This is a genomic window from Shewanella sedimentimangrovi, from assembly GCF_017354965.1.
Classification (GTDB): Bacteria; Pseudomonadota; Gammaproteobacteria; order Enterobacterales; family Shewanellaceae; genus Shewanella; species Shewanella cyperi.
In genome coordinates this window covers 2,497,507-2,523,782 of sequence record NZ_CP071502.1, presented here as the reverse complement: position 1 = coordinate 2,523,782, position 26,276 = coordinate 2,497,507, and the positions used below count along the sequence as shown (strand labels likewise).

Here is a 26,276-nt window from a genome sequence, read left to right as displayed (position 1 = left end):
GTAACCAATGGAAGATTTGCAACTGGTATTGTTTGTGTTGGGTGCGATCGCAATTATCGCCGTACTCGTGCATGGTTTTTGGTCTATCAGGAAGCAGCAACCCAGATCCATAAAAGAAAGTCGGCCACAGGCCTTTGTGTCAACGCAGCGCCGGGATGCCGAGGGATTCGATGCCGACGGCATAGGCGAAGTGCGGGTGCGCAAGGTCAAGCCGGCCGAAGCCCCGGCAGACACTGGCGAGCCAGAGTTTGCCCTTGATGCCCAGGCCAAGGTCACCAAGGTGCGCAGCCGTCAGGAACCCGTACTCGGTGGCAACAAAGCCGCAGCCGAAGCAGAGATGAAACGCACAGAGCCTGAAATCAGCCAGATGGAGTTGGGTCTTGGCAGTGAGCAACCGCAGCAGGAAAACCTGTTCGCCGAAACCCAAGAGTTGGTTGAGGTCGAAGATGCTCAGGTGGCTATCAGCGATGGTGCTGCCGCTCAACCTCAGGCCGAAGCAAAACCAGAGCCGGAGCCTGAACCTGAGTTGGGCGAGCCCCGTGACGTCTTGGTACTGCACGTGGTGGCGAGGGAAGGGCAGTCGCTCATGGGCGCCGAGCTGCTGCCGAGCCTGCTGACCCTGAACTTCAAATTTGGCGACATGGACATATTCCATCGCCATGAAGATAATGCCGGCACCGGCAAGGTGCTGTTTTCCATGGCCAACATGCTTAAGCCTGGTACCTTCGATCCCGACAATATGGAGCAGTTCACCACCCAGGGTGTGGTGTTGTTCATGACCTTGCCCTGCCATGGTGAGGCCTTGATGAACTTCTCCATCATGCTCAACTCGGCCCAGCAGTTGGCGGACGATCTCGATGCCCTGGTGCTTGACGGCCAACGCCGTCCCTGGGATGAGCATGCCAAGGCCGACTATCTGCGCCGTATCCGGGCTCAGGCCTGATCTAACTTTTTGTTTTATAATAAATTGATTTGTAAACGGGGCCGCGGGAGCGGCCTCATTCATTTGCAACGGAAATTTCTGCCATGTCCGAGTCCATGACTGTGCTTGACGAGATACTGTCCCTCACCGACACACTTAACCGCCACAATCACTCCTACTACAACCTGGATGCGCCCACCATTCCGGACGCCGAATACGACCGTCTGATGCAAAGGCTCAAGGCGCTGGAAGCCGAACATCCCCAATGGCAGCAACCGGATTCACCGACGCAAAGAGTAGGCGGTGAGGCGCTGGACAAGTTTGAGCAGGTCAGCCACCTCAAGCCCATGCTGAGCCTGGACAATGCCTTCAGTGAAGAAGACTTCCTGGCGTTTCACAAGCGGGTGGGCGATCGCATCGGCAGCCCTGTGTACTGCGCCGAGCCCAAGCTCGATGGCCTGGCTGTGAGCCTGCTGTACCGCAACGGCGTGCTGGAGAGGGCCGCCACCCGCGGCGATGGCAGCACGGGCGAAGACATCACCCAGAACGTCAAGACCATTAAATCAATCCCGCTGCGGCTCTATGGAGACGCGTTGCCTGCCCTGGTGGAAGTGCGCGGTGAGGTGTTTATGCCCAAGGCGGCTTTCGATGCCCTCAACGAGCGCGCCCTCAAGAGCGGCGACAAGCAGTTCGTTAATCCCCGCAACGCCGCCGCCGGCAGCCTGAGGCAGCTCGACAGCCGGATCACGGCCCAGCGGGCACTGGCCTTTTACGCCTATGCCCTGGGGGTGGTGCAGGATGAGGCCGGGGCCGCATTGGCGCTGGCGGATAACCACAGGGGCCAGCTGGAAATCCTCGCCTCCTGGGGTCTGCCGGTCAGCACAGAGGTGAAACTGTGCCCTACGCCCCAGGCCGTATTTGACTATTACCGCGACATATTGGCGCGCCGTGCCGAGCTGGCGTTCGAAATCGATGGCGTGGTGATCAAGGTTAACGACATGGCGCAGCAGCAGGAGCTGGGCTTCATTGCCAAGGCACCGCGCTGGGCCATCGCCTTTAAGTTTCCGGCTCAGGAAGAAGTGACAGTGCTGGAAGGGGTGGATTTCCAGGTGGGCCGCACCGGCGCCGTGACCCCTGTGGCCAGATTGAAGCCGGTGTTTGTCGGCGGCGTGACAGTGTCCAACGCCACACTGCACAATGCCGATGAAATCGCCCGTCTGGGAGTCAAAATAGGCGACAGCGTTATTATTCGCCGTGCCGGTGACGTGATCCCACAAATCGTTGCGATAGTGCCTGAGCGTCGTCCCGATGATGCCCGTGATATCGAATTTCCGTGTCAGTGTCCTGTCTGCGGCTCCTTGGTGGAGCGCCTGGAAGGTGAAGCCGTGGCTCGCTGCAGCGGTGGTCTTTTCTGCGAGGCCCAGCGCAAGGAGGCCATCAAGCATTTTGCCTCCCGCAAGGCCATGGACATTGACGGCATGGGCGACAAGATAGTGGAGCAGCTTATCGACAAAGAGCTGGTGCAGAGTCCGGCGGATCTGTTCCGTCTCAATGCCTCCATGCTGACCATGCTGGAGCGCATGGGGATGAAGTCGGCCACCAAGCTGGTGGAGGCCATAGCCCACGCGCGCCAGACCAGCTTGCCACGTTTTCTGTATGCACTGGGGATCCGCGAAGTGGGTGAGGCCACTGCTGCCAACCTGGCCCGGCACTTCCTGACCCTGGAGGCCATTCAGGCCGCCGATGTGGACGCCCTGATGCAGGTGGAGGATGTGGGCGAGGTGGTGGCCCGTCACGTGGCTCACTTCTTTGCCCAGCCCCACAACCTGGAAGTCATAGACAAGTTGCTGGCCGCCGGCGTTAACTGGCCCGCCATTGAAGCCCCTTCGGCCGATGCCCAGCCGCTTAAGGGCCAAACCTGGGTACTGACCGGCACCCTGACCAGCCTGGGCCGTACCGAGGCCAAGGCAAAGTTGGAAGCGCTCGGGGCCAAGGTGGCGGGCAGCGTGTCGAAAAACACCGATTGCCTGGTGGCCGGTGAGGCTGCCGGTTCCAAACTGGCCAAGGCCCAGGAACTCGGCGTTAAGGTGCTGGACGAGGACGGTCTGTTGGCCCTGCTGGGCGCCTGAACCCCGGCTACTTGAGATGGGCCGAATGAAAAGGGCACTGTAAAAGCGCCACATAAAAAAGCTGCATGAAAAAACGTCAACCTTAAGTTGGCGTTTTTTTATTGCCAAAGCAAAGATAATAAAATATACAATATCCCGTTAACAATAACGTAACAATGGGAGCAAGCCATGTTTAAACACACCTTAGTCTTTTCTACCCTGATGCTGGCACTGGCAAGCAGCGCCACAGTGGCGGCCAAGGGCCGTCCCGGCGGCGGGGGCACCACGCCACCGGACGTGGATCAGGTATTGCCGATACGGTTTGAATGCAGCCCCACCATCAAGGTTTGGGCCCAGGACATGACTCAACAACAGCTCATCGACAGCTGCGCCCAGTTGGCGGTGCAGGAGCAGGACTTTCACCAGCGCCTGGCGACCGGTAACCAGCCCGTGGCCTATGACTACAACGACAGCCTGAGGGTAGTGGTGTTTGATGACTACAACCAGTACAACACCTATGGCTATGATTTGTTTGGCATCAATACCAACAATGGCGGCATGTATATCGAGGGTAATCCAGCGGATCCGGCCAATCAGGCCAGCTTCTATGCCCACGAGGCCGATTGGCTCAGGCCCGAGTTCCAAATCTGGAACCTGCGCCACGAATACATTCATTATCTGGATGGCCGCTTTGTCAGCTACGGCGGTTTCAACCACTACCCATCCAAGATGGTGTGGTGGGCCGAAGGTTTGGCCGAATACCTGTCCCTGGGCACAGACAATGGCGAGGCCGTGAGCCTGGCCCAGAATACCCGTCCGTCACGTCGTCCGTCCCTGGGCGAAATTTTCCTGACCGATTACCGTGACAGCACAGACCGCATTTATCGCTGGAGCTATCTGGCGGTGCGGTTCCTGTTCGAGCAGCACTATACCGAGGTGCTGGCGATGACAGACAAGCTTAAGCAGAACGATTTCAATGGCTACAGTGCCGCCCTTAACCAGATGTCCAGCAACTACGGCACTGCGTTCAGCCAGTGGATTGATGGACTCAGTCCGGCGCTGGCGCCCAAGTCCAGCTCGCCACAGCGGGAACAGATGTTGCTGCGTCACAGCGAGAGCCACAGACAGGGCCACAATCAGAAAAAGTAGATTTCTCCCTTAATCGACCCGGCAGTTGCCGGGTTTTTTCTGCCCGTATTTTTTTGACCATGTCTTTTGCCTTGGTTTTTTCTGTTCATTGTGTGGCCCCTGGGGTTGAAATTCATGGCCACGGCATCCATCTCCCGATAACAAGTGATTCACTTAGGATCTTATGTGTTCAAATTTGAACATGTCCCCTGGCTGGACGATAAGGGCCACGTTCGGCCACCGCTGATGCTGTATCTGTTGCTGGCTTTTCTTGGCCGCGGCTGGCTGGTGTTTATTGCATCCCTGACTCAGGCCGATGACAGGACGGGGTTGGTCCGCCTGTTTTATCCGCTCAAAGATGACTTTTTGCTGGCGCTGTTGACGGGACTGGGGGCCGTGCTCTTGTATTTGCTGGTCATCGCCGAACGCAAACGCGCTTGGCGCTGGCCAATAGCTGTGTTTCGGCGCATGAAATGGGGCCTGTGGTTTTTGCTGGCCCTTGACGGCATGTTGCTCGGTCAGCGTTTGCTGCACAGTGATTTTATGTTCAGTCCCACCGCCGCCTTCGATGCCCTGATGCTGTTCTGGGGCGCGCTCTACCTGCTTAAATCCCTGCATCTGAAACTTTACCTTAAGGACTGGCAAGCTAACGCTGAAGACTGAGCCAGAGTTATTCCGGCGCTCAATATTGCCATTGCTGCTGAAGGGACAAGGTCTGACCGGAAAGGGCAAAAAAAAGACGCGATGAACATCGCGTCTGAATCGCAACCTGAATTGCCCTTGGGCAATTTTTTGGCCACACAAGAAGGAAATACACTGAAGGGTTCCAGCGTGAGAACCACTCCAGGGCAATTGACAGCAACACTGTCAGCGACCTGGCTCGGGGTGCACTCGGTCACTGACATAATGAGTCTAAAATGAGCGAATAAAATATACAATATAAAAATATTCAGGTTGTCGGTCGAAATAATGAGCTTAAACGCTAAGTGTCCGTGATTTCAGGATAAAATTGTGCACTAGTTCCCCAAAAATGTTTGCGCAAAACCACTTATGGATTTACGCTTTATTTTCAGGTAATTGGCATTAATCCATGATGTGGCCAGTTTTCACTTCTCAGACTCAGGAGGCGCCCGGTGGCCAAGGCTGAACCCATACAGCTCCCTGTTTCGGCTTTACGGCTGGGCCTGACAATCAAGTTGCCTTTGTCCTGGGCCGATCACCCCTTTCTGCGAAACCGTATTGAGATCAAAGAGCCGGCGCAGATTGAGATGATCCGTGGCCTCAATGTGCCCTATGTCATACTGCTGGACGGCCAGGAGTTGCTGGAGGCCGATAACCAGGAGGCGCCGCTGGAGGTGCCGGAAGAAATCGAACCCCAGCTGCAGGAGCCCGATGTCCGCAAGGAGACCCGCAAAGCCATTCGCCTCAGTCAAAAACGTTTTATTGAGTGCGTCAATAACAGTCGCAGCCTGTTTTCCAAGATCACCTCCGATCCCGAGGGGGCCTACCGCCTGGCCGCCACCCTGGTGGAAGATATGTTGGTGCATTTGCTGGAAGTGGAAACCCCGTATTTGGCTCTGGTGAGCCTGGGCGAGCAGGATGGCTCGGTCACCCAGCACGGCATCAGCGTGGCGGTATTGTCGCTGATGATCGCCAAGGCCCTGGACCTGCCCAAAAAAGACATGCGTGACATGGCACTGGGTGCCCTGTTGCATGACATTGGCAAACTCAAGGTGCCCGACATCATCCGCCGCAAGCGCACCGGGCTGACGCCAACCGAAACCCGCTTTATGCAGCAGCATCCCAATTTTGGCTATGAAATGCTCAGCCGCAGTGGCCTGTTTCCGCCTGAGGTGCTGCAGGTGGTCAAGCATCATCATGAATACATAGATGGCAGCGGTTTTCCAGACGGGCTCAAGGGCAAGAAGATCCCCATCATTACCCAGATAGTGAGCCTGGCCAATGATTTCGACAGTCAGTTGTCGAGCCAGAAGCTGATTTCGCCCCAGCTGGCCTTGGGCTATCTGTTTAAAAATCATTCCGACAAGCACGCCGAGACCCTGATCTCAGTGCTGGTCAAGGTGCTGGGTATCTATCCGCCGGGGACCCTGGTGCGTTTATCCGATGGTTCGGTCGGCAAGGTGATGATGACCACCAAGGAAGTGCGCCAACCTCAGGTTTGGGCCTGTGAGCCAAACGGTGCCAATCCTGCGCTGCGACTGCTCAGTGAAGAACCTGTGACCGTGGATCAGGTCATCAAGGCCGAAGAGTTGCATGAGGCTGCCTTGCGGGTACTGCAGGCCGACTCGGCCATCAATTTCTATTTCAGCGCCATGCAGGGCTGAGTCCGCTGTTTTCCGGAGTCACAATGAATAAAATTCACACAGTTGCCATTGTTGGCTGTGGCTGGTTTGGTTTGCCTTTGGCACGCCATTTGATGCAAAAAGGTTTCTCGGTAAAAGGCTGTAAACGCAGTCTGGAAGGCGCGGCAGAATTAACCCGGGAGGGGATTGCGGCCTTTGTGCTGGATCTTGAGCAGCCCGTGCCCGAGACGACGCAGGCATTGTTTGATGCCGATGCCCTGGTGATCAATATACCGCCGGGCCTCAGGCGCGGGGACAGCGGTTATTTGGCACGGCTTGGCCATCTGGTGGCAGCCCTCGGCGACAGGCAATATCAACGGCTGATATTTATCAGTACCACTGGGGTGTATCCCGAGTTGGCGCAAACCATGACCGAGAAGGATGCTGCGGCCCACAGTGATACCGCCAGAACCCTGTTGGCGGCCGAGGCCATGTTCGGTCAGCAGCCCAATGCTACCCTGATGCGTTTTGCGGGACTGGTGGGACCCGGGCGGCACCCGGGACGCTTCTTTGCCGGTCGTCAGGGCGTGGCTGCCGGTGGGGCACCGGTCAACCTGGTGCATCTCGATGACTGTATCGCTGCTGTCACCCTGGTGCTTGAAAGTGCCAATCCCGATAGCTGTTACAATCTTTGTGCGCCACTGCATCCAACCAAGGCTGATTTTTACCGGGCCGCCGCCGAAGCTTTGCAATTGCCGCCACCGCAATTTGCCGAGGAATTTGCAGGAGGCAAAGCCATTGACGGTGAGCATATTTGCGCTAATCTGGGCTTCCATTATCGCTATCCGGATCCGCTTGCAATGATGCTGAGTCCGGATGCTTTTTAATCACCAGAGACAAGAGGATTGTTGGGAATGGCATATGTTTCCCGTGTATTGGTACTGACCCTGTTGGCAATGATGTTGCAGGTCATTGGCGTATCGGCTCAGGCGGCCAATTTTATTGAGGGCAGGGATTATCTGAAGGTGGCCGGGATACCGGAGGCGCAGCAGCCGGTGCTGCGGGAGTTTTTCTCCTATAACTGCCCCCATTGCTATCGCAAGGATCCTGCTGTGGAGGCACTGACCAAGGCCCTTGGCAAGCAGGTGGAATTCACCCGTACCCCGGTGGCAGGCGGTCGTGCCGCCTGGGTCTTCAGCCAGAAGGCCTATTTTCTGGCGCAGCAGTTCAAGTTGACCGAGGTCAGCCATAAGCCCTTGTTTGAGCGGATCCAAAAGGCGCCGTTTCGCAGCGATGTGGAGTTGAAAGACTTCTTCGTTGGCTTGGGTATTGAGGCCGGTGTGGTGGAAAAGGCGCTGGCATCGGCGGATCTCACCCTGGCACTCAGCAATTATGACACTCTGGCGCAGTTGGCCGAAATCAAGGGGGTCCCGTCTTTGCTGGTTAACGGTAAATACCTGATCCGGGATCACGGTCAGAGCACGGAGGAAATGGCCCAACTGGTGCGTTTCCTCAGCGGAAAATGACAATAGAATGTTAATAAAACGCCCGGCTTGCCGGGCGTTTTTCATTTTATGGCTTGGTGACAGCCGCTGAGACTGCAAATATTTGCATTTACAACATTGTGGGAAATATTTTATACCACTGATATTAAAGATATATATGTGTATTGGTTGCATGTCGCAATCCATGCTTAGACTAAGGTGTGATTGTGGTCACACTCCCGCTTGCTAGATTAACCTGGACTTAACAATAAAATGCACAGGGGAGTCACTATGGCTTTTGAAAGCAACGACAAGGCACAAGGGTACTGGCGCGAGAATCTTCGTCTGGTGCTGGGGCTGCTGGCAATCTGGTTCGCCGTTTCATACGGCTGCGGGATCCTGCTGGTGGATGTTCTCAATCAAGTAAGCTTTATGGGATTCAAGTTGGGTTTCTGGTTTGCCCAGCAGGGTTCCATGTATGTGTTCGTGGTACTGATCTTTGTCTACGCGGCAAAGGCCAATGCGCTCGATAAAAAATATAACGTGCACGAAGACTGAGGAGCCCGGCAATGGATGTTCAAACCTTAACGTATTTAATTGTGGGCCTGTCATTTGCCCTCTATATCGGCATCGCGATTTGGTCCCGTGCCGGCTCCACCAAGGAGTTCTATGTGGCCGGTGGCGGTGTGCCTCCAGTCATGAACGGTATGGCGACGGCGGCGGACTGGATGTCGGCGGCGTCTTTTATTTCGCTCGCCGGTATTGTGTCCTTCGTGGGGTATGACGGCTCTGTGTACCTGATGGGTTGGACCGGTGGTTATGTGCTGCTGGCTCTGTGTATGGCACCCTACCTGCGCAAGTTTGGCAAATTTACCGTGCCTGACTTTATCGGTGAACGCTATTACTCCCAGGCAGCCCGTACCGTGGCCGTTGTCTGCGCCATCTTCATCTGCTTTACCTACATTGCCGGTCAGATGCGCGGCGTGGGTGTGGTGTTCTCCCGCTTCCTGGAAGTGGAAGTGGATACAGGTGTGTACATTGGTATGGCGGTGGTGTTCTTCTACGCCGTGCTCGGCGGTATGAAGGGCATCACCTATACCCAGGTGGCGCAATACTGCGTACTGATTTTCGCCTTCATGGTGCCTGCTATTTTCCTGTCGGTAATGATGACAGGTCATGTGCTGCCACAGCTGGGCTTCGGTGCGCAATTGCTTGATGCCGCTGGTAATGGCTCAGGTGTTTATTTGCTGGATAAGCTGGATGGCCTGCAAACCGAGCTGGGTTTTGCCCAGTACACCGAAGGTGCCAAGAGCACCATTGATGTGTTTGCCATTACCGCCGCATTGATGGTGGGTACAGCAGGTTTGCCACACGTAATTGTGCGTTTCTTCACCGTTCCCAAGGTGAAGCATGCCCGCTCCAGCGCTGGCTGGGCCCTGGTGTTCATCGCCATCATGTATACCACTATTCCTGCTCTGGCTGCCTTCTCCAGGGTGAACATGATTGAGACCATCAATGGTCCAGACTCTGCCGGTGTGGCTTACGAGACAGCGCCCCAGTGGATCAAAAACTGGGAAAAAACCGGTCTCATCAAGTGGGATGACAAGAACGGCGACGGCAAGATGTTTTATGCCAAGGGCGATGCCAACGAGATGAATATCGACCGCGATATCATGGTGTTGGCGACCCCTGAAATTGCCAACCTGCCTGCCTGGGTGATTGCCCTGGTGGCCGCCGGTGGTCTGGCTGCGGCCCTGTCGACCTCGGCCGGTCTGTTGCTGGTGATCTCCACTTCGGTATCACACGATCTGCTGAAGAAAAACCTGTTGCCGAACATTTCCGACAAGCAGGAACTGATGTACGCCCGTATCGCCTCAGCGGTGGGTATAGTGATCGCCGGCTACTTCGGCATTAATCCGCCCGGATTCGTGGCAGCAGTGGTGGCCTTCGCCTTCGGTCTGGCAGCGGCTTCGCTGTTCCCGGCCATCGTCATGGGGATTTTCTCCAAGAAGATGAACAAGGAAGGTGCCATCGCCGGTATGGTGGTGGGTCTGGCCTTTACCGCAGGTTACATTGTCTACTTCAAGCTGATTAACCCCAGCGCCAACGTTGCGGACAACTGGCTGTTCGGTATCTCTCCAGAAGGTATTGGCATGATTGGCATGCTGCTGAACTTCGGTGTGGCCCTGGCGGTAAGCAAGGTGACAGCACAAGTGCCGATGGCGGTACAGGAGATGGTCGAGTCGATTCGTTTCCCCAAGGGAGCCGGAGCGGCCGGGGATCATTGATCCTTGTCACAAGGCATTGATAAAAAAGGCGCTGCGGCGCCTTTTTTCATTCTCTTTGGCCTTTGGTCCTATGGTTCGATGGCGGTTACGGGGCTATAGTGATGACAGACCTTTCTGTGGAGCCTTGTATGGATGCCAGCGAAATCCAGCCTCTGATGCAATTTCTTGGGCAACTGGTGCCCTTTGACAGCCTCAGTGCCACCACCTTGTGTCACTGTGCCCGGCGCCTGCGGATAAACTATTACAGCCGGGCCGATGGACAGGTGCACTTGAGCCCCGATAACCCCATGCTTTATATAGTGCGCAGTGGTGCTTTTGAAGTGCGCGACAGTGACAACGAACTCCTGGACAGGTTGGGGGAGGGCGATTTCTTCGGCTTCCCTTCGCTGTTGTCGGGCGAGACCATCACCAATAAGGTGGTGATCCTCGAAGATGGTTTGGTGTATCAGCTGGACCTCGACAGCTTCAACGCCCTGCGCCAGGAAAGTCGCGAGTTCGACCGCTTCTTTAACCGCGCCTTTGCCAAAAGGCTGCGGCATCAGGGGCGCTTCAAGGCCAGGGAGTTGACCACCACCAGCCGTATCAGCAGCCTGATGTCCCGCAGCCCCAAGACCCTGGATTGCCACCTGAGTGTGGCCGAGGCAGCTGTCTGTATGCGCCAGGCCCGGGTTTCATCGGTACTGGTGACGGATAATGGCCGCTTGTGTGGCATTCTGACCGACCGGGATCTGCGTAATAGGGTACTGGCTGAGGGACTTGATGGCAGCCTGCCAATACATCAGGCCATGACGCCCCAGCCGGTGTTTATCGGCCCCCAGGCGCTGGTCTTCGAAGCCATGCTGCTGATGAGTGAACACAATATTCATCATCTTCCTGTGGTGGACGAAGGCGAGGCCGTCGGTGTGGTTACCAGCACAGACATACTGCGCAGCCAATCATCGCAGCCGCTGTTGCTGATTGGTGAAATAGAACGTCAGCAGGACCTGCCGAGTTTGATCTCTGTCAGTCGCCAGATCCCCTTGCTGCTGCAAAACCTTATCAGTGCCGATGCCAGGGCCGAAGAAATCGGGCGGGTGTTGACCTCGGTCACCGATGCCCTGACCCGGCGCCTGATTGTGCTCAACCAACAGCTGCTGGGAGAGGCACCCATGGCCTTTTGCTGGCTGGCCTTTGGTTCCCAGGGACGCCAGGATCAGGCGGCCTGCTCGGATCAGGACAATGGCCTGCTGCTTGCCCACGAACCGGATGAACAGGCCCAGGGCTATTTTGCCGCCCTGACCGAGAGAGTATGTGAGGGGCTGGATCAATGCGGTTATCGCTTCTGCCCCGGCGACATCATGGCGCGCAATCCCACCTGGCGCATGTCGCTGGCCCAGTGGCAGCAAAAGTTCTCCGATTGGGTACTGGCGCCCGAACCCAAGGCCTTGATGCACGCCAGTATCTTTTTCGATATGCGGCCCGTGTTTGGCCCCATGAGCCTGTTCGATAACCTGCAGGATAAGGTGCTGGAGCAAACCCGTCACAATGATATCTTCCTGGCTGCTATGACAGGCAACAGCCTGGATCAGGCACCGCCACTGGGATTTTTCCGCAAATTTGTGCTTGAGCGAGACGGCACCGAGGTTAAGGGCATAGATCTCAAACACAGGGGCAGCGCCCTTATCAATGACATTGCCAGGGTGTATGCCCTGTCGGCGGGGATCAAGGAAGTCAACACCGCCAGGCGGATCCGCGCCTTGATGGAGCAGGGCATACTCAACCGCAAAGATGCCCTGAACCTGGCCGATGCCCATGAGTTTATTGCCCATATGCGCCTGGCCAACCAAGGGGCGCAATATAGCCGTGGCGAGGCCAGCAGCAACTTCCTCAAGCCCCAGGAATTGTCATCCCTGGTGCGGCACCAGTTGCGGGATGCCTTTAAGGTGGTCCATGACGCCCAGTCGGGATTGAGACTCAGTTTTTTACGGAGTTTTTAGCCTTGTTCAGACTGAATGAACTGGCGCTCAATGCCAGAATGAGTTGGCGAGCGCGGAGATTGCACTCACAAAGGTTAAGGCATTTTTTCGACAGCCAGCGGCAGTTGTTGTCACGGCCTTTAGAGCAGGTACCTATATTGGCGCTGGATATGGAAATGACCGGCCTGGATCCTGTCAAAGACCAGATCCTTGCCATGGGTCTGGTACCGGTTTTTGAGCGGCAAATTCATCTCGAGGATGCCGCCTCTGTGCTGGTGAGCATTGACGGCAGCGTGGGGCACAGCGCCACCATTCATGGGATCACCGACCTTGATCTCAGCGGCGGTCTGACGCCGGCGGTGGCGTTGGACTGGCTGCTGGAGCGGGCCGAAGGGCATATATTGCTGGCCCACCATGCGCCACTGGATCTGGCTTTTCTTCAGCAAGCGGCGCAGCGGCAGCTGGGGGAAAGGTTACCATTGCTGGCCATAGATACCCTGGCGCTGGAAAGGCAAAGATTGCTGCGCAGCGAAGATGTGCTGAAGGAAGGCAGTTTGCGCCTTGACGCCTGCCGCAGCCGTTATGGCTTACCGCGCTATGCGGCCCACAACGCCCTGACCGATGCGTTGGCCTGTGCGGAACTGTTTTTGGCCCAGAGTGCCTGTCTTGGAAAGTCCCTCCATTGTCATGAGCTGGCCAGACTCTACAGGTAGGCGGCTCAGGCTCAGAAGGTGAGTCGGTTACACACCAGGTTACAGAATTTCCCTCCCTAAATCAGCGCAGTGCATCTACCTTAGCTCAATAGCACAAGGCGTTTTTTAACGGAGGATGCCATGGCTCTACCCTTGATTTGGCTTGGCGGTGCAGCCCTCGGAGCGCTGGCGCTTGCCGAGCGCGAGAACCGACGCAAGCTGCTGTTGGAGCGCAGCCTGGGACGCAGCGCCCGCGAACCCCATGAAGCCACAACTGTGTTGGCGCCCAGTGTCTGGCAGTTTGACGGCCCGAGTGTCCGGCCCGTGCCCGGCGCCATAGTCTGTTGCCATGTTTATGGTCTGGTGGAGCATACCGGAGTCTGGCTCGGTGACAGCATAGCGGAGCTTCATGGCAGCGGTCTTATCCGCGCCGTGTCAGCCAAGCGTTTTCTTCACGGTCGCACCGGCAGCCGCATTTTCGTTGCCTGCGATCATGATAATCAGCCTCTTGCCACTCAAGCCTGTGCCGACCGGGCTAGCGAGGCGCTGTTTCAGTTTCGGGATTACGATCTCTTTGCCAATAATTGCCACCGTTTCGTATGGCAGTGCCTGAGCGGCGAGGACCGTGAGGTCAAGAGCTTCGAGGCCTTCAATCAATTGCTGGCCAGCTTCTACAGTCGCGCCCTGTATTGGGATCCTGTACCTGTTTAGTGGGCAAAGAAAAAGCCACCCTAAGGTGGCTTTTTACGCTGTCATTCTGTTCTACTTACAATGACTTACTTGCAAAAGCTTACTTGCAAAAATAGTCCACGGCGCGCTTAACCAGCTCCAGACCCGTCTGGTCACAGGGTGGCAGCTCGGCGTCGGACTTATTGATAGGCGTCACGCGTTCGCCCCACTTGAACAGCACTGCAGCAGATGTCAGACCGGCACCGAAGGCGCAGGACAAAATGGTTTGGTTCGGCTTGATCAGACCCTTGTCCAGGGCGTCGCAGATGGCGATGGGAATCGTGGCCGCCGAGGTATTGCCGTAGTTGGCGATGTTGACGAAGGCCTTTTCCTTGGGAATACGCATCCGGCTCACCAGGGTATCGATAATACGTTCATTGGCCTGATGGGGGATTACCAGATCCACTTCGTCTTTATCAACACCGCACTTTTCCAGCACCTGGGCACTGAGTTTGCCCATGCCGTTGATGGCGCGCTTGAAGATTTCCTGGCCGTCGAACTGGATGTAGAAATCCAGTGACTCGGCGCTGAATCTGTCCATGGCGGTACCAAAGCCGGCCTTGAGTATGTCGCGGCCTTCGGGATCGTTATTCAATTCATATCCCAGCACACCGCCGGGAGTCTCGCTAGCTTCCACAACCACGGCACCGGCACCGTCACCGAACAGCACGGCGGTTTCGCGGCGGGACCAGTCCAGATAGAAACTCAGGCGTTCGGCGCCTATCACCAATACCTTCTTGCACTGGCCACTCTTGATCTGTGAGCTGGCGAGCCCCAGACCGAAAAGGAAGCCACTGCAGGCGGCATTGATGTCAAAGGCGGCACACCTGGCGCCTATGTTGGCCTGAACCGTGGAGGCGATATTGGGGATCAGGGTATCCGGACTGGCACTGGCCAGGATGATCATGTCCAATTCGCTGCCGTCGATGCCGGCGGCGGCCAGGGCATGCTTGGCGGCCACCGAGGCCATTTCCGAAGTGTTGACGTGGCTTATATGGCGCTGACTGATGCCGGTTCTGGGTTTAATCCATTCATCCGAGGTATCGATGAAGGTGGCCAGATCGTGGTTGGTCAACACGGCGGGAGGAACGCATTTCCCCCAGCCAGTAATAGTGGCGTACTGCATGTGGTTATCTCTCAAAATAAAAAAGGCAGAACCTTTGGCCTGCCTCAAATCATGACAATCATGCCTTTGGCATCGGCAATTTGTCGCTGATTATTTTACCTGTTCTGCGACCAGAGTGCGAATGGCTTCCGCGGCATGCAAAATATGCTGACGCAGCAGGGCCACGGCCTTATCGGTTTGTCGCTGACGGCACAGGGTCAACAGGTCCCTGTGGTCCTGCTCTGCCTGGGGGATCCCGCCGGCAAGCAGTAATTGCAAGCGAATATAACGATCGCAATTGGTATTCAAACCGTGAACCACTTCCAGGGTATGGGGGCGGTTGGCCGGTTTGTACAGACAGGTATGGAACTGGGTGTTGAGTTCGGCCCAGCTGCCCACCGCATCTTCTTGTTTGAAGGCGGATTCCAGCTGCTCAAGCACTTTTTCAGCTTGAATTAAGTCTTCATCTTGCAGATTCGGGATGGCTTTTGCAAGCAAATCGGTTTCAATCAGCGCCCTGAGCTCAAATAATTCTTTCACCTGTTCAACGGACAGCTCGGTGGCGGTGGCACCCTTGTGGGCTTCGAATTTCACCAGGCCTTCGGCTTCCAGTTGCAGCAGGGCTTCACGGACCGGGATCCGGCTGACGTTGAGTTCTTCTGCCAGGGCACTTTGACGCAGTGGTTCACCGGCGGCTATGTCGCCGGAAAGGATCTTCTCCCGCAGTACTTCGACCACAACCTGAGTGCGCGTTTTATGAACGATAGGCGTGTTTCGACTCATAATTTCCGTCTGTTAAATCGTTGTTTCGTTAATCCGACCAAGATTACCGCCAACGCGGGTATAAATAAAGGGAAACCATGGGTTCCCCTTTATTATTTATGCCTTTACCGCGCCCATATCATAGGGTTTCCATCCTTAAGCGGTTCGGGCAAAAGTGCCTGGGGCATATTCTGATAACAGATGGGGCGCAGGAAGCGCTTCATGGCACCGCTGCCCACCGAGGTGCTGCGGCTGTCGGTGCTTGCCGGGTAGGGGCCGCCGTGCTGCATGGCATGACAAACCTCGACCCCGGTCGGTGCCTGATTGAAGATAAGCCTGCCCACCTTGAATGCCAGCCGCTGGATATGGGGACCAAAGTCAGCGAGTTCTTCCTCCAACCCATGGACCGAGGCACTCAGTTGCCCCTCCAGCGCACTAATAACGTCCAGTAGCTCATCGGCACTGTCACACACGGCCAGCAGGGCAAAGGGACCGAAAATCTCCTGGCGCAGCGCCGGATTGGCGAGCAATGCCTTACCGCTGACTTTTGCAAGTGTGGGACGGGTTTGATGGCTTGCTTCGATGGCCTGACCCTGGGCCAGCAACTCCAGCTGTGGCAGCAGTGACTCCACCCCCTGGCGATAGGCATTGGCTATGCCGGCGGTGAGCATGGCGCCGGCGCCTTGCTCCGCCAGGGCCCTGCTTGCGGTGGCGATAAAGCGCTCCAGCCCCGGCCCCTTGATGGCCAGCAGCAGCCCCGGGTTGGTGCAGAACTGTCCCTGACCCAGCAACATGGCCGTGACCTGATTTTGGCCCAGTTGCTCGGCATGGGCTTCCAGCATTCCCGGCAGCAGTAACTGGGGATTGATTGAGCCCAGCTCACCATAGAAGGGGATGGGCTCGGCACGGGTGGCACAGCAATCGGCCAATATCCGGCCGACCTTGAGGGAGCCGGTAAAGCCGACGGCCTTGATGGCGCCGTGACCGACCAGCGCCGTCGACAAATTGGGGCTGTGGCCCTGCAACAGGGAAAACAGGCCCTGTGGCATATCGCACTTTTCAATGGCGCGGGCAATGGCACGGGTGCAAAGCTCACTGGTGCCCGGATGGGCCGGATGGCCCTTGACCACCACGCTGCAACCGGCGGCGAGCGCCGAGGCGGTATCGCCTCCCGGGGTGGAGAAGGCCAGTGGGAAGTTGGAGGCGCCGAACACGGCGACCGGCCCCAGTGGCAGCTGCCCCAGACGCATATCCGGCTTGGGCAGCGGTGTGCGCTCCGGCTGGGCTCTGTCGACTATTACCGGCTCCATTGGGTCGCGCAGCGCGGCAGCAAACAGCCTGAGCTGGTTGCAGGTGCGGCTCAGTTCTCCCTGAAGCCTGGCCTGTGGCAGTGCCGATTCCTGCATGGCCATGGCCACTATCTCTGCGCCATCGGCCAGCAATTCTTCGGCCATGGCCTCAAGCAACTCGGCGCGCTCTGCAGCGGATTTCTGCTGATACAGCCAGAAGGAGGCTTCGGCGGCGGTTACCGCAGCGTCCACATCGGTGTCGTTGGCATCATAAAAGGGCTCCGGCAGAGCCTGATTGCTCGCCGCCGCCATGCGATGAAAAGGTTCACCGCTTTGGTGCCAGCGGCCCTGAATGTAGTGACCGCCGTTGAGTTCAATTGTCATGCATGTTCCTTAGGGGGATCAGATCAAAGTGGGGTCAGATCACCTGAAAGCCGAAGGCATAGGGATCGGCATCATCGACCGTTATGGCGTTGTGACCATAGATCCTCGCCCAGCCCTGAATGCTGGGGCGAATGGCCGCAAAATCACCGACCCGGGTTTCGGACTCGATACGGCCGATAAACTGACTGCCTATGATGCTTTCGTGGGTATAGCTGTCGCCCACCTTGAGTTTGCCGCGGGCGTGCAACTGGGCCAGGCGGGCGCTGGTGCCTGTGCCGCAGGGGGATCTGTCTATGGCCTTGTCGCCGTAGAATACGGCGTTGGCACCGTCGGAGCCGTCAGTTATGGTGTCGCCGGTCCAGAGCACATGGGACACGCCGCAAACCGTGGGATCGTCCGGATGTACGCAGCTCAAGGTTTCGTGTGCCACCTGGCGCACTATGGGACTCCAGCGCAGGATCTCGGCGGCGCTCCAGTGGCGCAGACCGGGGAAGTTTTGCTGGGGATCGACAATCACGTAAAAGTTGCCGCCGTAGGACACGTCGACCTTGAGTGTGCCCAGACCCGGAATATCCAAAACCGCGTCCCTGTGTGCCAGGAAGGCGGGCACGTTATAGATGCGCACCCAGTCCACCTTGGCACCTGTCTGCTGAAAGTCGATTTCTATCTGGCCGGCGGGCACATCCAGCACCAACTTGCCGGGAGTGCGCGGTTGCAGCAGCCCCGACTCTATGGCCGCTGTCACTGTGCCTATGGTGCCGTGGCCGCACATGGGCAGGCAGCCGCTGGTCTCGATAAACAAAATCGAGGCGTCGGCATTGGCCGAGCAGGGCGGATACAGGAAGGAGCCCGACATCATGTCATGGCCGCGGGGCTCGAACATCAGCGCCTTGCGGATCCAGTCGTGGTGGGCCAGGAAATCCTGGCGTTTCTCGCTCATATTGCTGCCCTTGAGCTGCGGATGGCCGCTGGTGACCAGCCGCACCGGGTTACCGCAGGTGTGGGCATCGACGCAAAAAAAGGTTCCTTTGATCATAGTGTTCGGGCTCCGCGAAGACACTCAGTCGAGGTTGTACTTGGACAAATCCAGACGATTGGCAACGGATTTGTTCATCAGTTGCTCCACATAGGCGCGTTCTTCACCTATCAGCGTCATGCGTGGCATGCGCACCTGCTCGCTGCCGCGGCCCACCAGTTGTTCGGCAAACTTGATGCACTGCACCAGGGTTGGAATGGTGTCCAGACGCAGCAGTGGCATAAACCAGCGGTAGATCTCGCGGGCTTCTTCGATACGACCGGCACGGGCCAGCTTATACAGGGCCACGGATTCGCGGGGGAACACGTTGGTCAGACCGGAGATCCAGCCGGTGGCACCCAGCAGCAGGGATTCCAGCGCTATGTCGTCCACGCCGCAGAACAGGGTGAAGCGCTCACCGAAGCGGCTCTGCAGCTCGGTCAGGCGGCGGGTGTCCGTGGTGGATTCCTTGATGGCCACAATATTGGGCTCGTCGGCCAGTATGGCGGTCATTTCCAGATTGACATCAACGCCATAACCCACGGGATTGTTGTAGATCATGATTGGCAATTTTGTGGCGCGGGCGACCATCTGGTAATGGGTCACCACTTCGCGGTCGGTGCCGCGGTAGATCATTGCGGGCAGCAGCATCACGCCATCAACACCCAGGGCTTCGATATCGCGCACATATTTGATTGCCAGTTCGGCGGTATTTTCGGTGCAGCCACTGATCACCGGGATGCGGCCAGCCACAGTTTCGACCGTATGCTTGATGAAGGCGCGCTTTTCCTCTGCGCTCAGGGAGGCGTTTTCCCCTATGGTACCCAGGGCAATGATGCCATCGATACCGTCGCGGATAAGGTCTTCCAACATGCGGGCATTGGACTCGTAATTGATGCTGCCATCGTTGTTGAATTGGGTGGAGATTGCCGGAAACACGCCTTGCCAGTTAACTTTCATGTTCTAACCTCTTGAAAAATGTCTTTTATCTGCATCGTTGTCCCACCCATTAAGCTGAACATGTGTGATATAACGCCAAGTGTGACCTGAAGCATTGTGCAAAGTTATAGTATATTGTATACAATAGTGCAAGCATTACTCGGAGCGACGGATGCATTTTACATGGATGTAACAGTGAAAGTATATTGGATACATTATCTATAAAGGAAGACATGATGGGACCCTTGACACTCAACAGTGAATTATTGTCGCAATTCAGGCAGTTCACCTGTATCGATGCCCACACCGAAGGGGAACCGCTGAGGATTATCACCTCGGGTTATCCTGATATTCCGGGCGACACCATGCTGGCCAAGCGGCGCTATGTGAAAGAAAAGCTTGATGATTATCGCCGGGTGCTCATGTATGAACCCCGTGGCCATGCCGACATGTACGGCGCCCTGTTGACCGGGCCGGTGACACCCGGTGCGGATTTCGGCGTCTTGTTCCTGCATAACGAGGGTTATTCCAGCATGTGCGGCCATGCGGTGTTGGCCCTGACCAAGATTGTCTGTGAGACAGGCGCCATTCCTCTTGGGACCGAGCCGCGGGAAATCCGCATCGACGCGCCCGCAGGACTCATTCGGGCCCAGGCGGTGCGAAATGCCGATGGCAGTATTGGGGCGAGTTTTCTCAATGTGCCTTCCTGGGCCGAGGCGCTGGATCTGTGTGTCGGAGTGCCAGGCATTGGCCAGGTCAATTTTGATATAGGCTTTGGCGGCGCCTACTACGCCTATGTTGATGCCGATGCTTTGGGACTGGAGTGTACTCCCGACAATAGCGCCAGGCTTATCGATTGGGGACGGCGCATCAAGCTGGCCGTAATGGGATCTTTTGGGATAACACATCCGTTGGAGCCGGATCTGGGCTTTCTTTATGGCACCATCTTCTACTCATCCAGGGTCAGTGATGGCAACAATCATTCCCGCCATGTGTGCATTTTCGCCGACGGTGAACTGGACCGCTCACCCACGGGCACAGGGGTTGCCGGCCGCATTGCCCTGCTGCGGGCCAGGGGCGAGGTGGCCCTGGGCGAGACCTTGCGTATCGAAAGCATAGTGGGCGGTTGCATGGGCGTCAGCGCCACCGACAGCTGTGACTTTTATGGCAAGCAGGCGGTGATCCCCAGGGTCAGTGGCCGGGCCTTTATTACCGGTGAGCACAGATTCCTGCTGCATCCGGACGACATTTTCCCAAGCGGATTTTTGCTGAGGTGAGCCATGGAAGAAAATAATGATGCCCAAGAGAACAGGCGCGTCCAGATGCACAAGCGCGTCATAGTGGTCGGCGCCGGCATAGTGGGCTTGTGCTGCGCCCTGGATTTGCGGCGCAAGGGTTTTGAGGTCACAGTGCTGGACCGGGAAGGAGTCGCTGCTGGGGCATCAAGCGGCAACGCCGGACATTTTGCCACCGAGCAAGTATTTCCCCTGGCCGATCCCGCCATGTTGCCCAAGTTGCCGGGCATGTTGCTCGATCCCCTGGGGCCATTTCGGATAAAGCCCGCCTATTTCCACCGGGCCTTGCCCTGGTTTATGCGTTTTCTGGTCAATATGTTGCCATCAAGAAGGAAGCACAATGGCGAGGCCATAGCCGCCCTCAATCGCCGCTCAATTGCTGCCACCCAGGCCCTGGTGGACTTTTGTGGCTGCCCGGAATTGCTGGTGCTCAAGGGCTCGTTGCTGGTGTTCGAAACCCGGGATAAAGCTGTGATGGAGGCCGAATACCACAAGTACGCCGATGCCGGGGTGGCGGTCAGGCTGCTCAGCGGCGATGAGGTGCGGCAATTGGAGCCGAGCCTATCCCCGGCCATCACCGGCGCCTTGTATTTTACCGAGGTGGGCCATACGCCGGATCCCAAGGCCCTGTGCCAGGCGGTGGCCGCCAAGCTGCTCGCCCTGGGGGGCAAGATAGAACAACAAGGCGTTACCACTCTGCTGCCGGGGGACGGACTTGGGCTTGTCTGTGACTCGGGTGAATTACTGGCAACCGACAAGCTGCTGATTGCCACCGGAGCCTGGTCCAAGCCTCTGGCAAAGGCGGCAGGGAACACTGTGCCCCTGGATACCGAGCGCGGTTACCATCTGATGCTGCCACAGCAAAGTGGCCTCGGTCGTCCTGTGGCCTCGTTCGATCGCAAGTTCATCATTACCCCCATGACAGGGGGCACTTGCCTCGCGGGCACGGTGGAATTTGGCGGCCTTGAGGCTCCCATGTCGCGGGAGCGGGCCGATTGCCTGCTGCCACACGCCAAGGCGCTGCTGCCGAAGGTGTTCAATGATGCCAGGGTAGAGCAGGGGGAGCGCTGGATGGGCTTCAGACCCTCTTTGCCCGACAGTTTGCCGGTGCTGGGGCCGAGCGGCAAAGCGGGGGTGTTTTTTGCCTTTGGCCATCAGCATCTGGGCTTGACCTGGGCGGCGGTCACGGGGGAGCTGATATCGACCCTGATGGCCGGTGATGAACCTGAGCTGGATCTTGGGCCTTACAGCGCCAATCGTTTCGATTAACAGGGGCTTTAATAAGAAGCAAACGCTTCAATAATAAAGGCTGCCAGTGGCAGCCTCTATTTAAAATTGCTTAAGGTTTACTGTTGCTCAGGAATCGCTGTTGCTCCAGCTCAACCCACTTGTGCCATAAAGGCCTCGATCTCGGCGGCGCTGCGTGGTGCACCCCGCGACAGGTTTTCATGGCCATCCTCAGTTACCAGGATATCATCCTCAATCCGCACCCCAATGCCACGGTATTTCGCGGGGATATCCTCGGCATCGGCGGGAAAGTAGAGCCCGGGTTCCAGGGTAAAAACCATGCCGGCTTCCAATGTGCGCCACTTGCCTTCGCTGTCGTGATAGGGACCCACATCGTGGACATCCATACCGAGCCAATGACCCGTCTTGTGAACTGTGAAGCGGCGGTAACTCTCTCTGTGCATCACCTCATCTATGCTGCCAGTGATCAAACCCAGCTCGATGAGTCCCTCGGCCAGCACCCGCATACAGGTCTGGTACAGGCTGTCCCAGGGCATGCCTGGGCGAACCAGGGCGATGGCGGCATCCAGCGACTTGAGTACCAGGTCATGAATTTGCCGTTGGGCCGGGGCGAAGCGGCCATTAATCGGAAAAGTGCGGGTGATGTCGGCGCAATAGTGGCGGTACTCGGCCCCGGCATCGACCAGCAACAATTCACCGTCCTTAAGTTCACAGCAATTGTCCTCATAGTGCAGACAGCAGGCGTTGTTGCCGCCGGCGACTATGTTGGGGTAAGCCACGTCGAGACACTGGTTGTCGGCAATGGTTGCCATAAAGTGTGCCGCCAGCTGCGCTTCATTGAGGCCCGGCCGCACCTTGCGCAGCAGCGCCTTGTGTCCTTCCACCGAGGCCTTTACGGCGTGACGGATAAGGCCAAGCTCATGATCGGTTTTGATAACCCGCAGCGGATGCAACACCTTGGCCAGGGGCGTCAGAATGGGATAAGACTTTATCGCATCAAAGGGGCTGGTGTGGCGCTGCCGGTTGAGCAGGGGCCACAGTTTATCGTTGAGCCGCCCCAGTTCATCACCGAGGAATATGTAACATTTGCCCGCCAGTTTTTGCAGCAGCACCTCATCAAAATCCGCTATGGCATAGGCTTCATCAGCACCGAAATGCTCTATTGCGCCTTCGGGACCGCTGCGACGGCCAAAGCTGACCTCGGCCGCCGGATCCCGCGGGCGGCAAAAGAGCACCAGTTTGTCCTCGCGATCTTCACGCCACATAAGTGCCTGGGCATCGGGCTCGTTGAATCCCGTCAGATAAAGGAAATCATTGTCCTGGCGAAAATGATATTTGATGTTTTTGCTGCGTACCCGCTGAGGGTAGCCGGCCAGGATTGCCAGTGAGTCCCCGGGCAGACGGTTCAGCAGTTGCTGCCGGCGCTCGGCATACATGGTCTTATCCCGGGATCCAAAGTGTGTTGGGGGCTGCATCTTGATTGAACCCTTGCGGAGAATGAACTGTGAAAGGTTAGAATATTTGCATGCAATATACAAATCAAGACTGATTGCACTAAATACTTGGGCCGCACTTAGGCCGCAAGTTCGCGGTGCATTTCCCCAAAAGGAGTGGAATAATAGCGCCAGTGGCAATTTCGGAGTAACAAAGTGAATCGAGCGGTATTTTTGGACAGGGATGGGGTGATCAATAAAGATCACGGCTATGTGCACACTGTTGATGAGTTTGAATATATCGAAGGGGTGTTCGAGGCCTGCCTGGCGCTCAAGTCTATGGGCTACAAGCTGGTGGTGGTCACCAACCAGTCCGGCATCGCCCGCGGCATGTACACCGAAGATGAATTCCACAGCCTGACGGAATGGATGGACTGGAACTTTGCCGATAAAGGGGTGGATCTCGACGGCATCTATTATTGCCCCCACCATCCTGACAAAGGCATAGGTGACTACAAGCAGGACTGCGATTGCCGCAAGCCCAAACCCGGAATGTTTGTTTCCGCTGCCAAGTTTCTGAAACTGGATTTGGCCAATTCTGTCATGGTGGGCGACAAGGCCGATGATATGCGCGCAGCCGAGGCGGCCGGGATCCCCACCAAAATCCTGGTGCGTACGGGTAAAAAGCTGGATGCCGAGGGCGAAACCCTGGCGACCGTGGTACTCGACAGTATCAAAGATGTGCCGGCCTATCTTAAATCCAAGGCCTGAGTAATCAGGCCAATAGCAAGGTGTTAACTCGCCGTTGCGCAGCTGTTTGCAAGTATGTGGCTTTATAAAGCCTGAGTGTTGAATCTCACACATTTAGGCGAATTTATGTGCACTCGGGCCAGATGGGAGCACATTTCCCGATAAAGCCCTTGCAAGAAAGTTCAGGCTCCCTATAATGCGCATCCGTTGACCCAAGCGGGTCCGGCAGCCAAGGTTGCCGACAGTTCTTTAACAATTTATCAAGCAATCTGTGTGGACACTCGCAGAGCTGATGACATCGACAACGATATTCATCAGTGAATGATGTCCATGCAAACATGCAGTTTGCGACTGTTTACAGTTGCAAAATCGACAGAATTCATTGAGCAGTTTGGCGTAAGCCAAACACCAAAACTTTTAATTGAAGAGTTTGATCATGGCTCAGATTGAACGCTGGCGGCAGGCCTAACACATGCAAGTCGAGCGGTAACACAAGGGAGCTTGCTCCTGAGGTGACGAGCGGCGGACGGGTGAGTAATGCCTGGGAACTTGCCCATTCGAGGGGGATAACAGTTGGAAACGACTGCTAATACCGCATACGCCCTACGGGGGAAAGCAGGGGAACTTCGGTCCTTGCGCGAATGGATAGGCCCAGGTGGGATTAGCTAGTTGGTGAGGTAAAGGCTCACCAAGGCGACGATCCCTAGCTGTTCTGAGAGGATGATCAGCCACACTGGGACTGAGACACGGCCCAGACTCCTACGGGAGGCAGCAGTGGGGAATATTGGACAATGGGCGCAAGCCTGATCCAGCCATGCCGCGTGTGTGAAGAAGGCCTTCGGGTTGTAAAGCACTTTCAGTGGGGAGGAAAGGTTGTAGGTTAATACCCTATAGCTGTGACGTTACCCACAGAAGAAGCACCGGCTAACTCCGTGCCAGCAGCCGCGGTAATACGGAGGGTGCAAGCGTTAATCGGAATTACTGGGCGTAAAGCGTGCGCAGGCGGTTTGTTAAGCGAGATGTGAAAGCCCCGGGCTCAACCTGGGAATTGCATTTCGAACTGGCAAACTAGAGTCTTGTAGAGGGGGGTAGAATTCCAGGTGTAGCGGTGAAATGCGTAGAGATCTGGAGGAATACCGGTGGCGAAGGCGGCCCCCTGGACAAAGACTGACGCTCAGGCACGAAAGCGTGGGGAGCAAACAGGATTAGATACCCTGGTAGTCCACGCCGTAAACGATGTCTACTCGGAGTTTGGTGTCTTGAACACTGGGCTCTCAAGCTAACGCATTAAGTAGACCGCCTGGGGAGTACGGCCGCAAGGTTAAAACTCAAATGAATTGACGGGGGCCCGCACAAGCGGTGGAGCATGTGGTTTAATTCGATGCAACGCGAAGAACCTTACCTACTCTTGACATCCAGAGAACTTGGCAGAGATGCCTTGGTGCCTTCGGGAACTCTGAGACAGGTGCTGCATGGCTGTCGTCAGCTCGTGTTGTGAAATGTTGGGTTAAGTCCCGCAACGAGCGCAACCCTTATCCTTACTTGCCAGCGGGTCATGCCGGGAACTTTAGGGAGACTGCCGGTGATAAACCGGAGGAAGGTGGGGACGACGTCAAGTCATCATGGCCCTTACGAGTAGGGCTACACACGTGCTACAATGGTCAGTACAGAGGGTTGCGAAGCCGCGAGGTGGAGCTAATCCCATAAAGCTGGTCGTAGTCCGGATTGGAGTCTGCAACTCGACTCCATGAAGTCGGAATCGCTAGTAATCGTGGATCAGAATGCCACGGTGAATACGTTCCCGGGCCTTGTACACACCGCCCGTCACACCATGGGAGTGGGCTGCAAAAGAAGTGGGTAGCTTAACCTTCGGGGGGGCGCTCACCACTTTGTGGTTCATGACTGGGGTGAAGTCGTAACAAGGTAGCCCTAGGGGAACCTGGGGCTGGATCACCTCCTTACCTAAGCGATGCGTCGCACTGTTGAGTGTTCACACAGATTGCTTGATAGATGAAAAGAGACAAATGCGTGAGGGTCTGTAGCTCAGGTGGTTAGAGCGTTCGCCTGATAAGCGAGAGGTCGGTAGTTCGAGTCTACTCAGACCCACCAATCTCATTGATGCTGCGTTGGGCTCGTCGTCGTTTACTTCAGTAAACTTCCGCCGTTCCCGCCTTGCCTGAATGAGATTAATCATCCCGCATTGTTTCAGACTGTGATGACGGCGGATGCTGTCTGAAATGGGGCTATAGCTCAGCTGGGAGAGCGCCTGCCTTGCACGCAGGAGGTCTGCGGTTCGATCCCGCATAGCTCCACCACTTCGCTGCCACAGCGACAGTCTCAGGAATAGAGACGCCAAAGATAAGTATTGAATTTATCTTTGGCTTTTTTAAGCCCGCTCTTTAACAATTTGGAAAGCTGATAGTAGAAACTGGACCCTCTCTTAGAGA

Annotated in this window: 21 protein-coding genes, 2 tRNA genes and 1 rRNA gene; 18 read left to right on the top strand and 6 right to left on the bottom strand. The window is 56.4% G+C overall.

Features of this window, described 5'->3' with window-relative positions:
* Positions 1 to 7: 7 nt before the first annotated feature.
* The 12 genes from zipA to JYB85_RS10935 all read left to right on the top strand — a co-directional run bounded on the left by zipA (position 8) and on the right by JYB85_RS10935 (position 13,591).
* Complete coding sequence (zipA, locus tag JYB85_RS10990; RefSeq protein WP_207379335.1) at positions 8 to 943, top strand: cell division protein ZipA; 936 nt, start codon at positions 8 to 10, stop codon at positions 941 to 943.
* An 83-nt stretch (positions 944 to 1,026) separates the two neighbouring features.
* Positions 1,027 to 3,051 (top strand): NAD-dependent DNA ligase LigA, encoded by a 2,025-nt coding sequence (gene ligA, locus JYB85_RS10985; protein ID WP_207379334.1) that lies wholly within the window; start codon positions 1,027 to 1,029, stop codon positions 3,049 to 3,051.
* Between the two features lie 168 nt (positions 3,052 to 3,219).
* On the top strand, positions 3,220 to 4,179 hold the full coding sequence (locus JYB85_RS10980; RefSeq protein WP_207379333.1) for a collagenase: 960 nt from the start codon (positions 3,220 to 3,222) through the stop codon (positions 4,177 to 4,179).
* 225 nt (positions 4,180 to 4,404) lie between these two features.
* The gene (locus JYB85_RS10975; protein ID WP_207382044.1) at positions 4,405 to 4,821 is read left to right on the top strand and encodes a DUF2919 family protein; all 417 of its coding nucleotides are present in this window, start codon (positions 4,405 to 4,407) and stop codon (positions 4,819 to 4,821) included.
* 470 nt (positions 4,822 to 5,291) lie between these two features.
* Entirely contained in the window at positions 5,292 to 6,503 is a 1,212-nt protein-coding gene (locus tag JYB85_RS10970) for an HD-GYP domain-containing protein (protein WP_207379332.1), read from the top strand.
* 23 nt (positions 6,504 to 6,526) lie between these two features.
* Positions 6,527 to 7,348, top strand: a complete 822-nt coding sequence (locus JYB85_RS10965) for an SDR family oxidoreductase (RefSeq protein ID WP_207379331.1) — start codon at positions 6,527 to 6,529, stop codon at positions 7,346 to 7,348.
* A 27-nt stretch (positions 7,349 to 7,375) separates the two neighbouring features.
* Positions 7,376 to 7,987 carry a thiol:disulfide interchange protein DsbA/DsbL gene (locus JYB85_RS10960; RefSeq protein ID WP_228730084.1) on the top strand — a complete coding sequence of 204 codons (612 nt, stop codon included), beginning with the start codon at positions 7,376 to 7,378 and terminating at the stop codon, positions 7,985 to 7,987.
* A gap of 249 nt (positions 7,988 to 8,236) precedes the next feature.
* Positions 8,237 to 8,503: a DUF4212 domain-containing protein gene (locus JYB85_RS10955; RefSeq protein WP_207320066.1), complete on the top strand. Its 267-nt coding sequence runs from the start codon at positions 8,237 to 8,239 to the stop codon at positions 8,501 to 8,503.
* An 11-nt stretch (positions 8,504 to 8,514) separates the two neighbouring features.
* Positions 8,515 to 10,233, top strand: a complete 1,719-nt coding sequence (locus JYB85_RS10950) for a sodium:solute symporter family protein (RefSeq protein ID WP_207379330.1) — start codon at positions 8,515 to 8,517, stop codon at positions 10,231 to 10,233.
* A 128-nt stretch (positions 10,234 to 10,361) separates the two neighbouring features.
* On the top strand, positions 10,362 to 12,209 hold the full coding sequence (locus JYB85_RS10945) for a DUF294 nucleotidyltransferase-like domain-containing protein (protein WP_207379329.1): 1,848 nt from the start codon (positions 10,362 to 10,364) through the stop codon (positions 12,207 to 12,209).
* Between the two features lie 11 nt (positions 12,210 to 12,220).
* Complete coding sequence (locus JYB85_RS10940; RefSeq protein ID WP_207382042.1) at positions 12,221 to 12,901, top strand: exonuclease domain-containing protein; 681 nt, start codon at positions 12,221 to 12,223, stop codon at positions 12,899 to 12,901.
* 120 nt (positions 12,902 to 13,021) lie between these two features.
* The gene (locus JYB85_RS10935; RefSeq protein WP_207379328.1) at positions 13,022 to 13,591 is read left to right on the top strand and encodes a lecithin retinol acyltransferase family protein; all 570 of its coding nucleotides are present in this window, start codon (positions 13,022 to 13,024) and stop codon (positions 13,589 to 13,591) included.
* 79 nt (positions 13,592 to 13,670) lie between these two features.
* Here JYB85_RS10935 and JYB85_RS10930 read toward each other — a convergent pair whose 3' ends face one another.
* From JYB85_RS10930 to dapA, 5 genes are all read right to left on the bottom strand, one after another.
* Positions 13,671 to 14,735: a ketoacyl-ACP synthase III gene (locus JYB85_RS10930; RefSeq protein WP_207324111.1), complete on the bottom strand. Its 1,065-nt coding sequence runs from the start codon at positions 14,733 to 14,735 to the stop codon at positions 13,671 to 13,673.
* A gap of 90 nt (positions 14,736 to 14,825) precedes the next feature.
* Entirely contained in the window at positions 14,826 to 15,497 is a 672-nt protein-coding gene (locus JYB85_RS10925; RefSeq protein ID WP_207320061.1) for a GntR family transcriptional regulator, read from the bottom strand.
* 104 nt (positions 15,498 to 15,601) lie between these two features.
* Positions 15,602 to 17,149, bottom strand: coding sequence for an aldehyde dehydrogenase (NADP(+)) (locus JYB85_RS10920; RefSeq protein ID WP_207379327.1), 1,548 nt, complete (start codon positions 17,147 to 17,149; stop codon positions 15,602 to 15,604).
* A gap of 34 nt (positions 17,150 to 17,183) precedes the next feature.
* Positions 17,184 to 18,185, bottom strand: coding sequence for a 4-hydroxyproline epimerase (locus tag JYB85_RS10915; protein WP_207379326.1), 1,002 nt, complete (start codon positions 18,183 to 18,185; stop codon positions 17,184 to 17,186).
* A gap of 24 nt (positions 18,186 to 18,209) precedes the next feature.
* Positions 18,210 to 19,124: a 4-hydroxy-tetrahydrodipicolinate synthase gene (dapA, locus tag JYB85_RS10910; protein WP_207379325.1), complete on the bottom strand. Its 915-nt coding sequence runs from the start codon at positions 19,122 to 19,124 to the stop codon at positions 18,210 to 18,212.
* 215 nt (positions 19,125 to 19,339) lie between these two features.
* Between dapA and JYB85_RS10905 the strand changes: the two genes are divergently transcribed.
* Positions 19,340 to 20,380, top strand: coding sequence for a proline racemase family protein (locus JYB85_RS10905; protein ID WP_207379324.1), 1,041 nt, complete (start codon positions 19,340 to 19,342; stop codon positions 20,378 to 20,380).
* Between the two features lie 3 nt (positions 20,381 to 20,383).
* A complete protein-coding gene (locus tag JYB85_RS10900; protein ID WP_228730083.1) occupies positions 20,384 to 21,667 on the top strand; it encodes an NAD(P)/FAD-dependent oxidoreductase in 1,284 nt (427 codons plus the stop codon).
* A gap of 110 nt (positions 21,668 to 21,777) precedes the next feature.
* Here the strand turns inward: JYB85_RS10900 and JYB85_RS10895 are convergent, their stop codons facing one another.
* Entirely contained in the window at positions 21,778 to 23,121 is a 1,344-nt protein-coding gene (locus JYB85_RS10895) for an aminopeptidase P N-terminal domain-containing protein (protein WP_207379323.1), read from the bottom strand.
* Positions 23,122 to 23,295: 174 nt separating this feature from the next.
* On the opposite strand from JYB85_RS10895, the gene gmhB reads away from it, so the two are divergent.
* From gmhB to JYB85_RS10875, 4 genes are all read left to right on the top strand, one after another.
* Complete coding sequence (gene gmhB, locus JYB85_RS10890) at positions 23,296 to 23,850, top strand: D-glycero-beta-D-manno-heptose 1,7-bisphosphate 7-phosphatase (RefSeq protein ID WP_207379322.1); 555 nt, start codon at positions 23,296 to 23,298, stop codon at positions 23,848 to 23,850.
* A gap of 397 nt (positions 23,851 to 24,247) precedes the next feature.
* A 16S ribosomal RNA gene (locus tag JYB85_RS10885) occupies positions 24,248 to 25,790 on the top strand.
* A gap of 71 nt (positions 25,791 to 25,861) precedes the next feature.
* Positions 25,862 to 25,938 (top strand) — tRNA-Ile (locus JYB85_RS10880).
* Between the two features lie 130 nt (positions 25,939 to 26,068).
* Positions 26,069 to 26,144, top strand: a tRNA-Ala gene (locus tag JYB85_RS10875).
* The last annotated feature ends 132 nt before the right edge of the window (positions 26,145 to 26,276 follow it).

Coding starts and splice junctions, on each gene's coding strand:
- zipA (WP_207379335.1), top strand. CDS start 8: ATGGAAGATTTGCAACTGGTATTGTTTGTGTTGGGTGCGATCGCAATT.
- ligA (WP_207379334.1), top strand. CDS start 1,027: ATGTCCGAGTCCATGACTGTGCTTGACGAGATACTGTCCCTCACCGAC.
- JYB85_RS10980 (WP_207379333.1), top strand. CDS start 3,220: ATGTTTAAACACACCTTAGTCTTTTCTACCCTGATGCTGGCACTGGCA.
- JYB85_RS10975 (WP_207382044.1), top strand. CDS start 4,405: ATGCTGTATCTGTTGCTGGCTTTTCTTGGCCGCGGCTGGCTGGTGTTT.
- JYB85_RS10965 (WP_207379331.1), top strand. CDS start 6,527: ATGAATAAAATTCACACAGTTGCCATTGTTGGCTGTGGCTGGTTTGGT.
- JYB85_RS10960 (WP_228730084.1), top strand. CDS start 7,376: ATGGCATATGTTTCCCGTGTATTGGTACTGACCCTGTTGGCAATGATG.
- JYB85_RS10955 (WP_207320066.1), top strand. CDS start 8,237: ATGGCTTTTGAAAGCAACGACAAGGCACAAGGGTACTGGCGCGAGAAT.
- JYB85_RS10950 (WP_207379330.1), top strand. CDS start 8,515: ATGGATGTTCAAACCTTAACGTATTTAATTGTGGGCCTGTCATTTGCC.
- JYB85_RS10945 (WP_207379329.1), top strand. CDS start 10,362: ATGGATGCCAGCGAAATCCAGCCTCTGATGCAATTTCTTGGGCAACTG.
- JYB85_RS10935 (WP_207379328.1), top strand. CDS start 13,022: ATGGCTCTACCCTTGATTTGGCTTGGCGGTGCAGCCCTCGGAGCGCTG.
- JYB85_RS10930 (WP_207324111.1), bottom strand. CDS start 14,735: ATGCAGTACGCCACTATTACTGGCTGGGGGAAATGCGTTCCTCCCGCC.
- JYB85_RS10925 (WP_207320061.1), bottom strand. CDS start 15,497: ATGAGTCGAAACACGCCTATCGTTCATAAAACGCGCACTCAGGTTGTG.
- JYB85_RS10920 (WP_207379327.1), bottom strand. CDS start 17,149: ATGACAATTGAACTCAACGGCGGTCACTACATTCAGGGCCGCTGGCAC.
- JYB85_RS10915 (WP_207379326.1), bottom strand. CDS start 18,185: ATGATCAAAGGAACCTTTTTTTGCGTCGATGCCCACACCTGCGGTAAC.
- dapA (WP_207379325.1), bottom strand. CDS start 19,124: ATGAAAGTTAACTGGCAAGGCGTGTTTCCGGCAATCTCCACCCAATTC.
- JYB85_RS10905 (WP_207379324.1), top strand. CDS start 19,340: ATGGGACCCTTGACACTCAACAGTGAATTATTGTCGCAATTCAGGCAG.
- JYB85_RS10900 (WP_228730083.1), top strand. CDS start 20,384: ATGGAAGAAAATAATGATGCCCAAGAGAACAGGCGCGTCCAGATGCAC.
- JYB85_RS10895 (WP_207379323.1), bottom strand. CDS start 23,121: ATGCAGCCCCCAACACACTTTGGATCCCGGGATAAGACCATGTATGCC.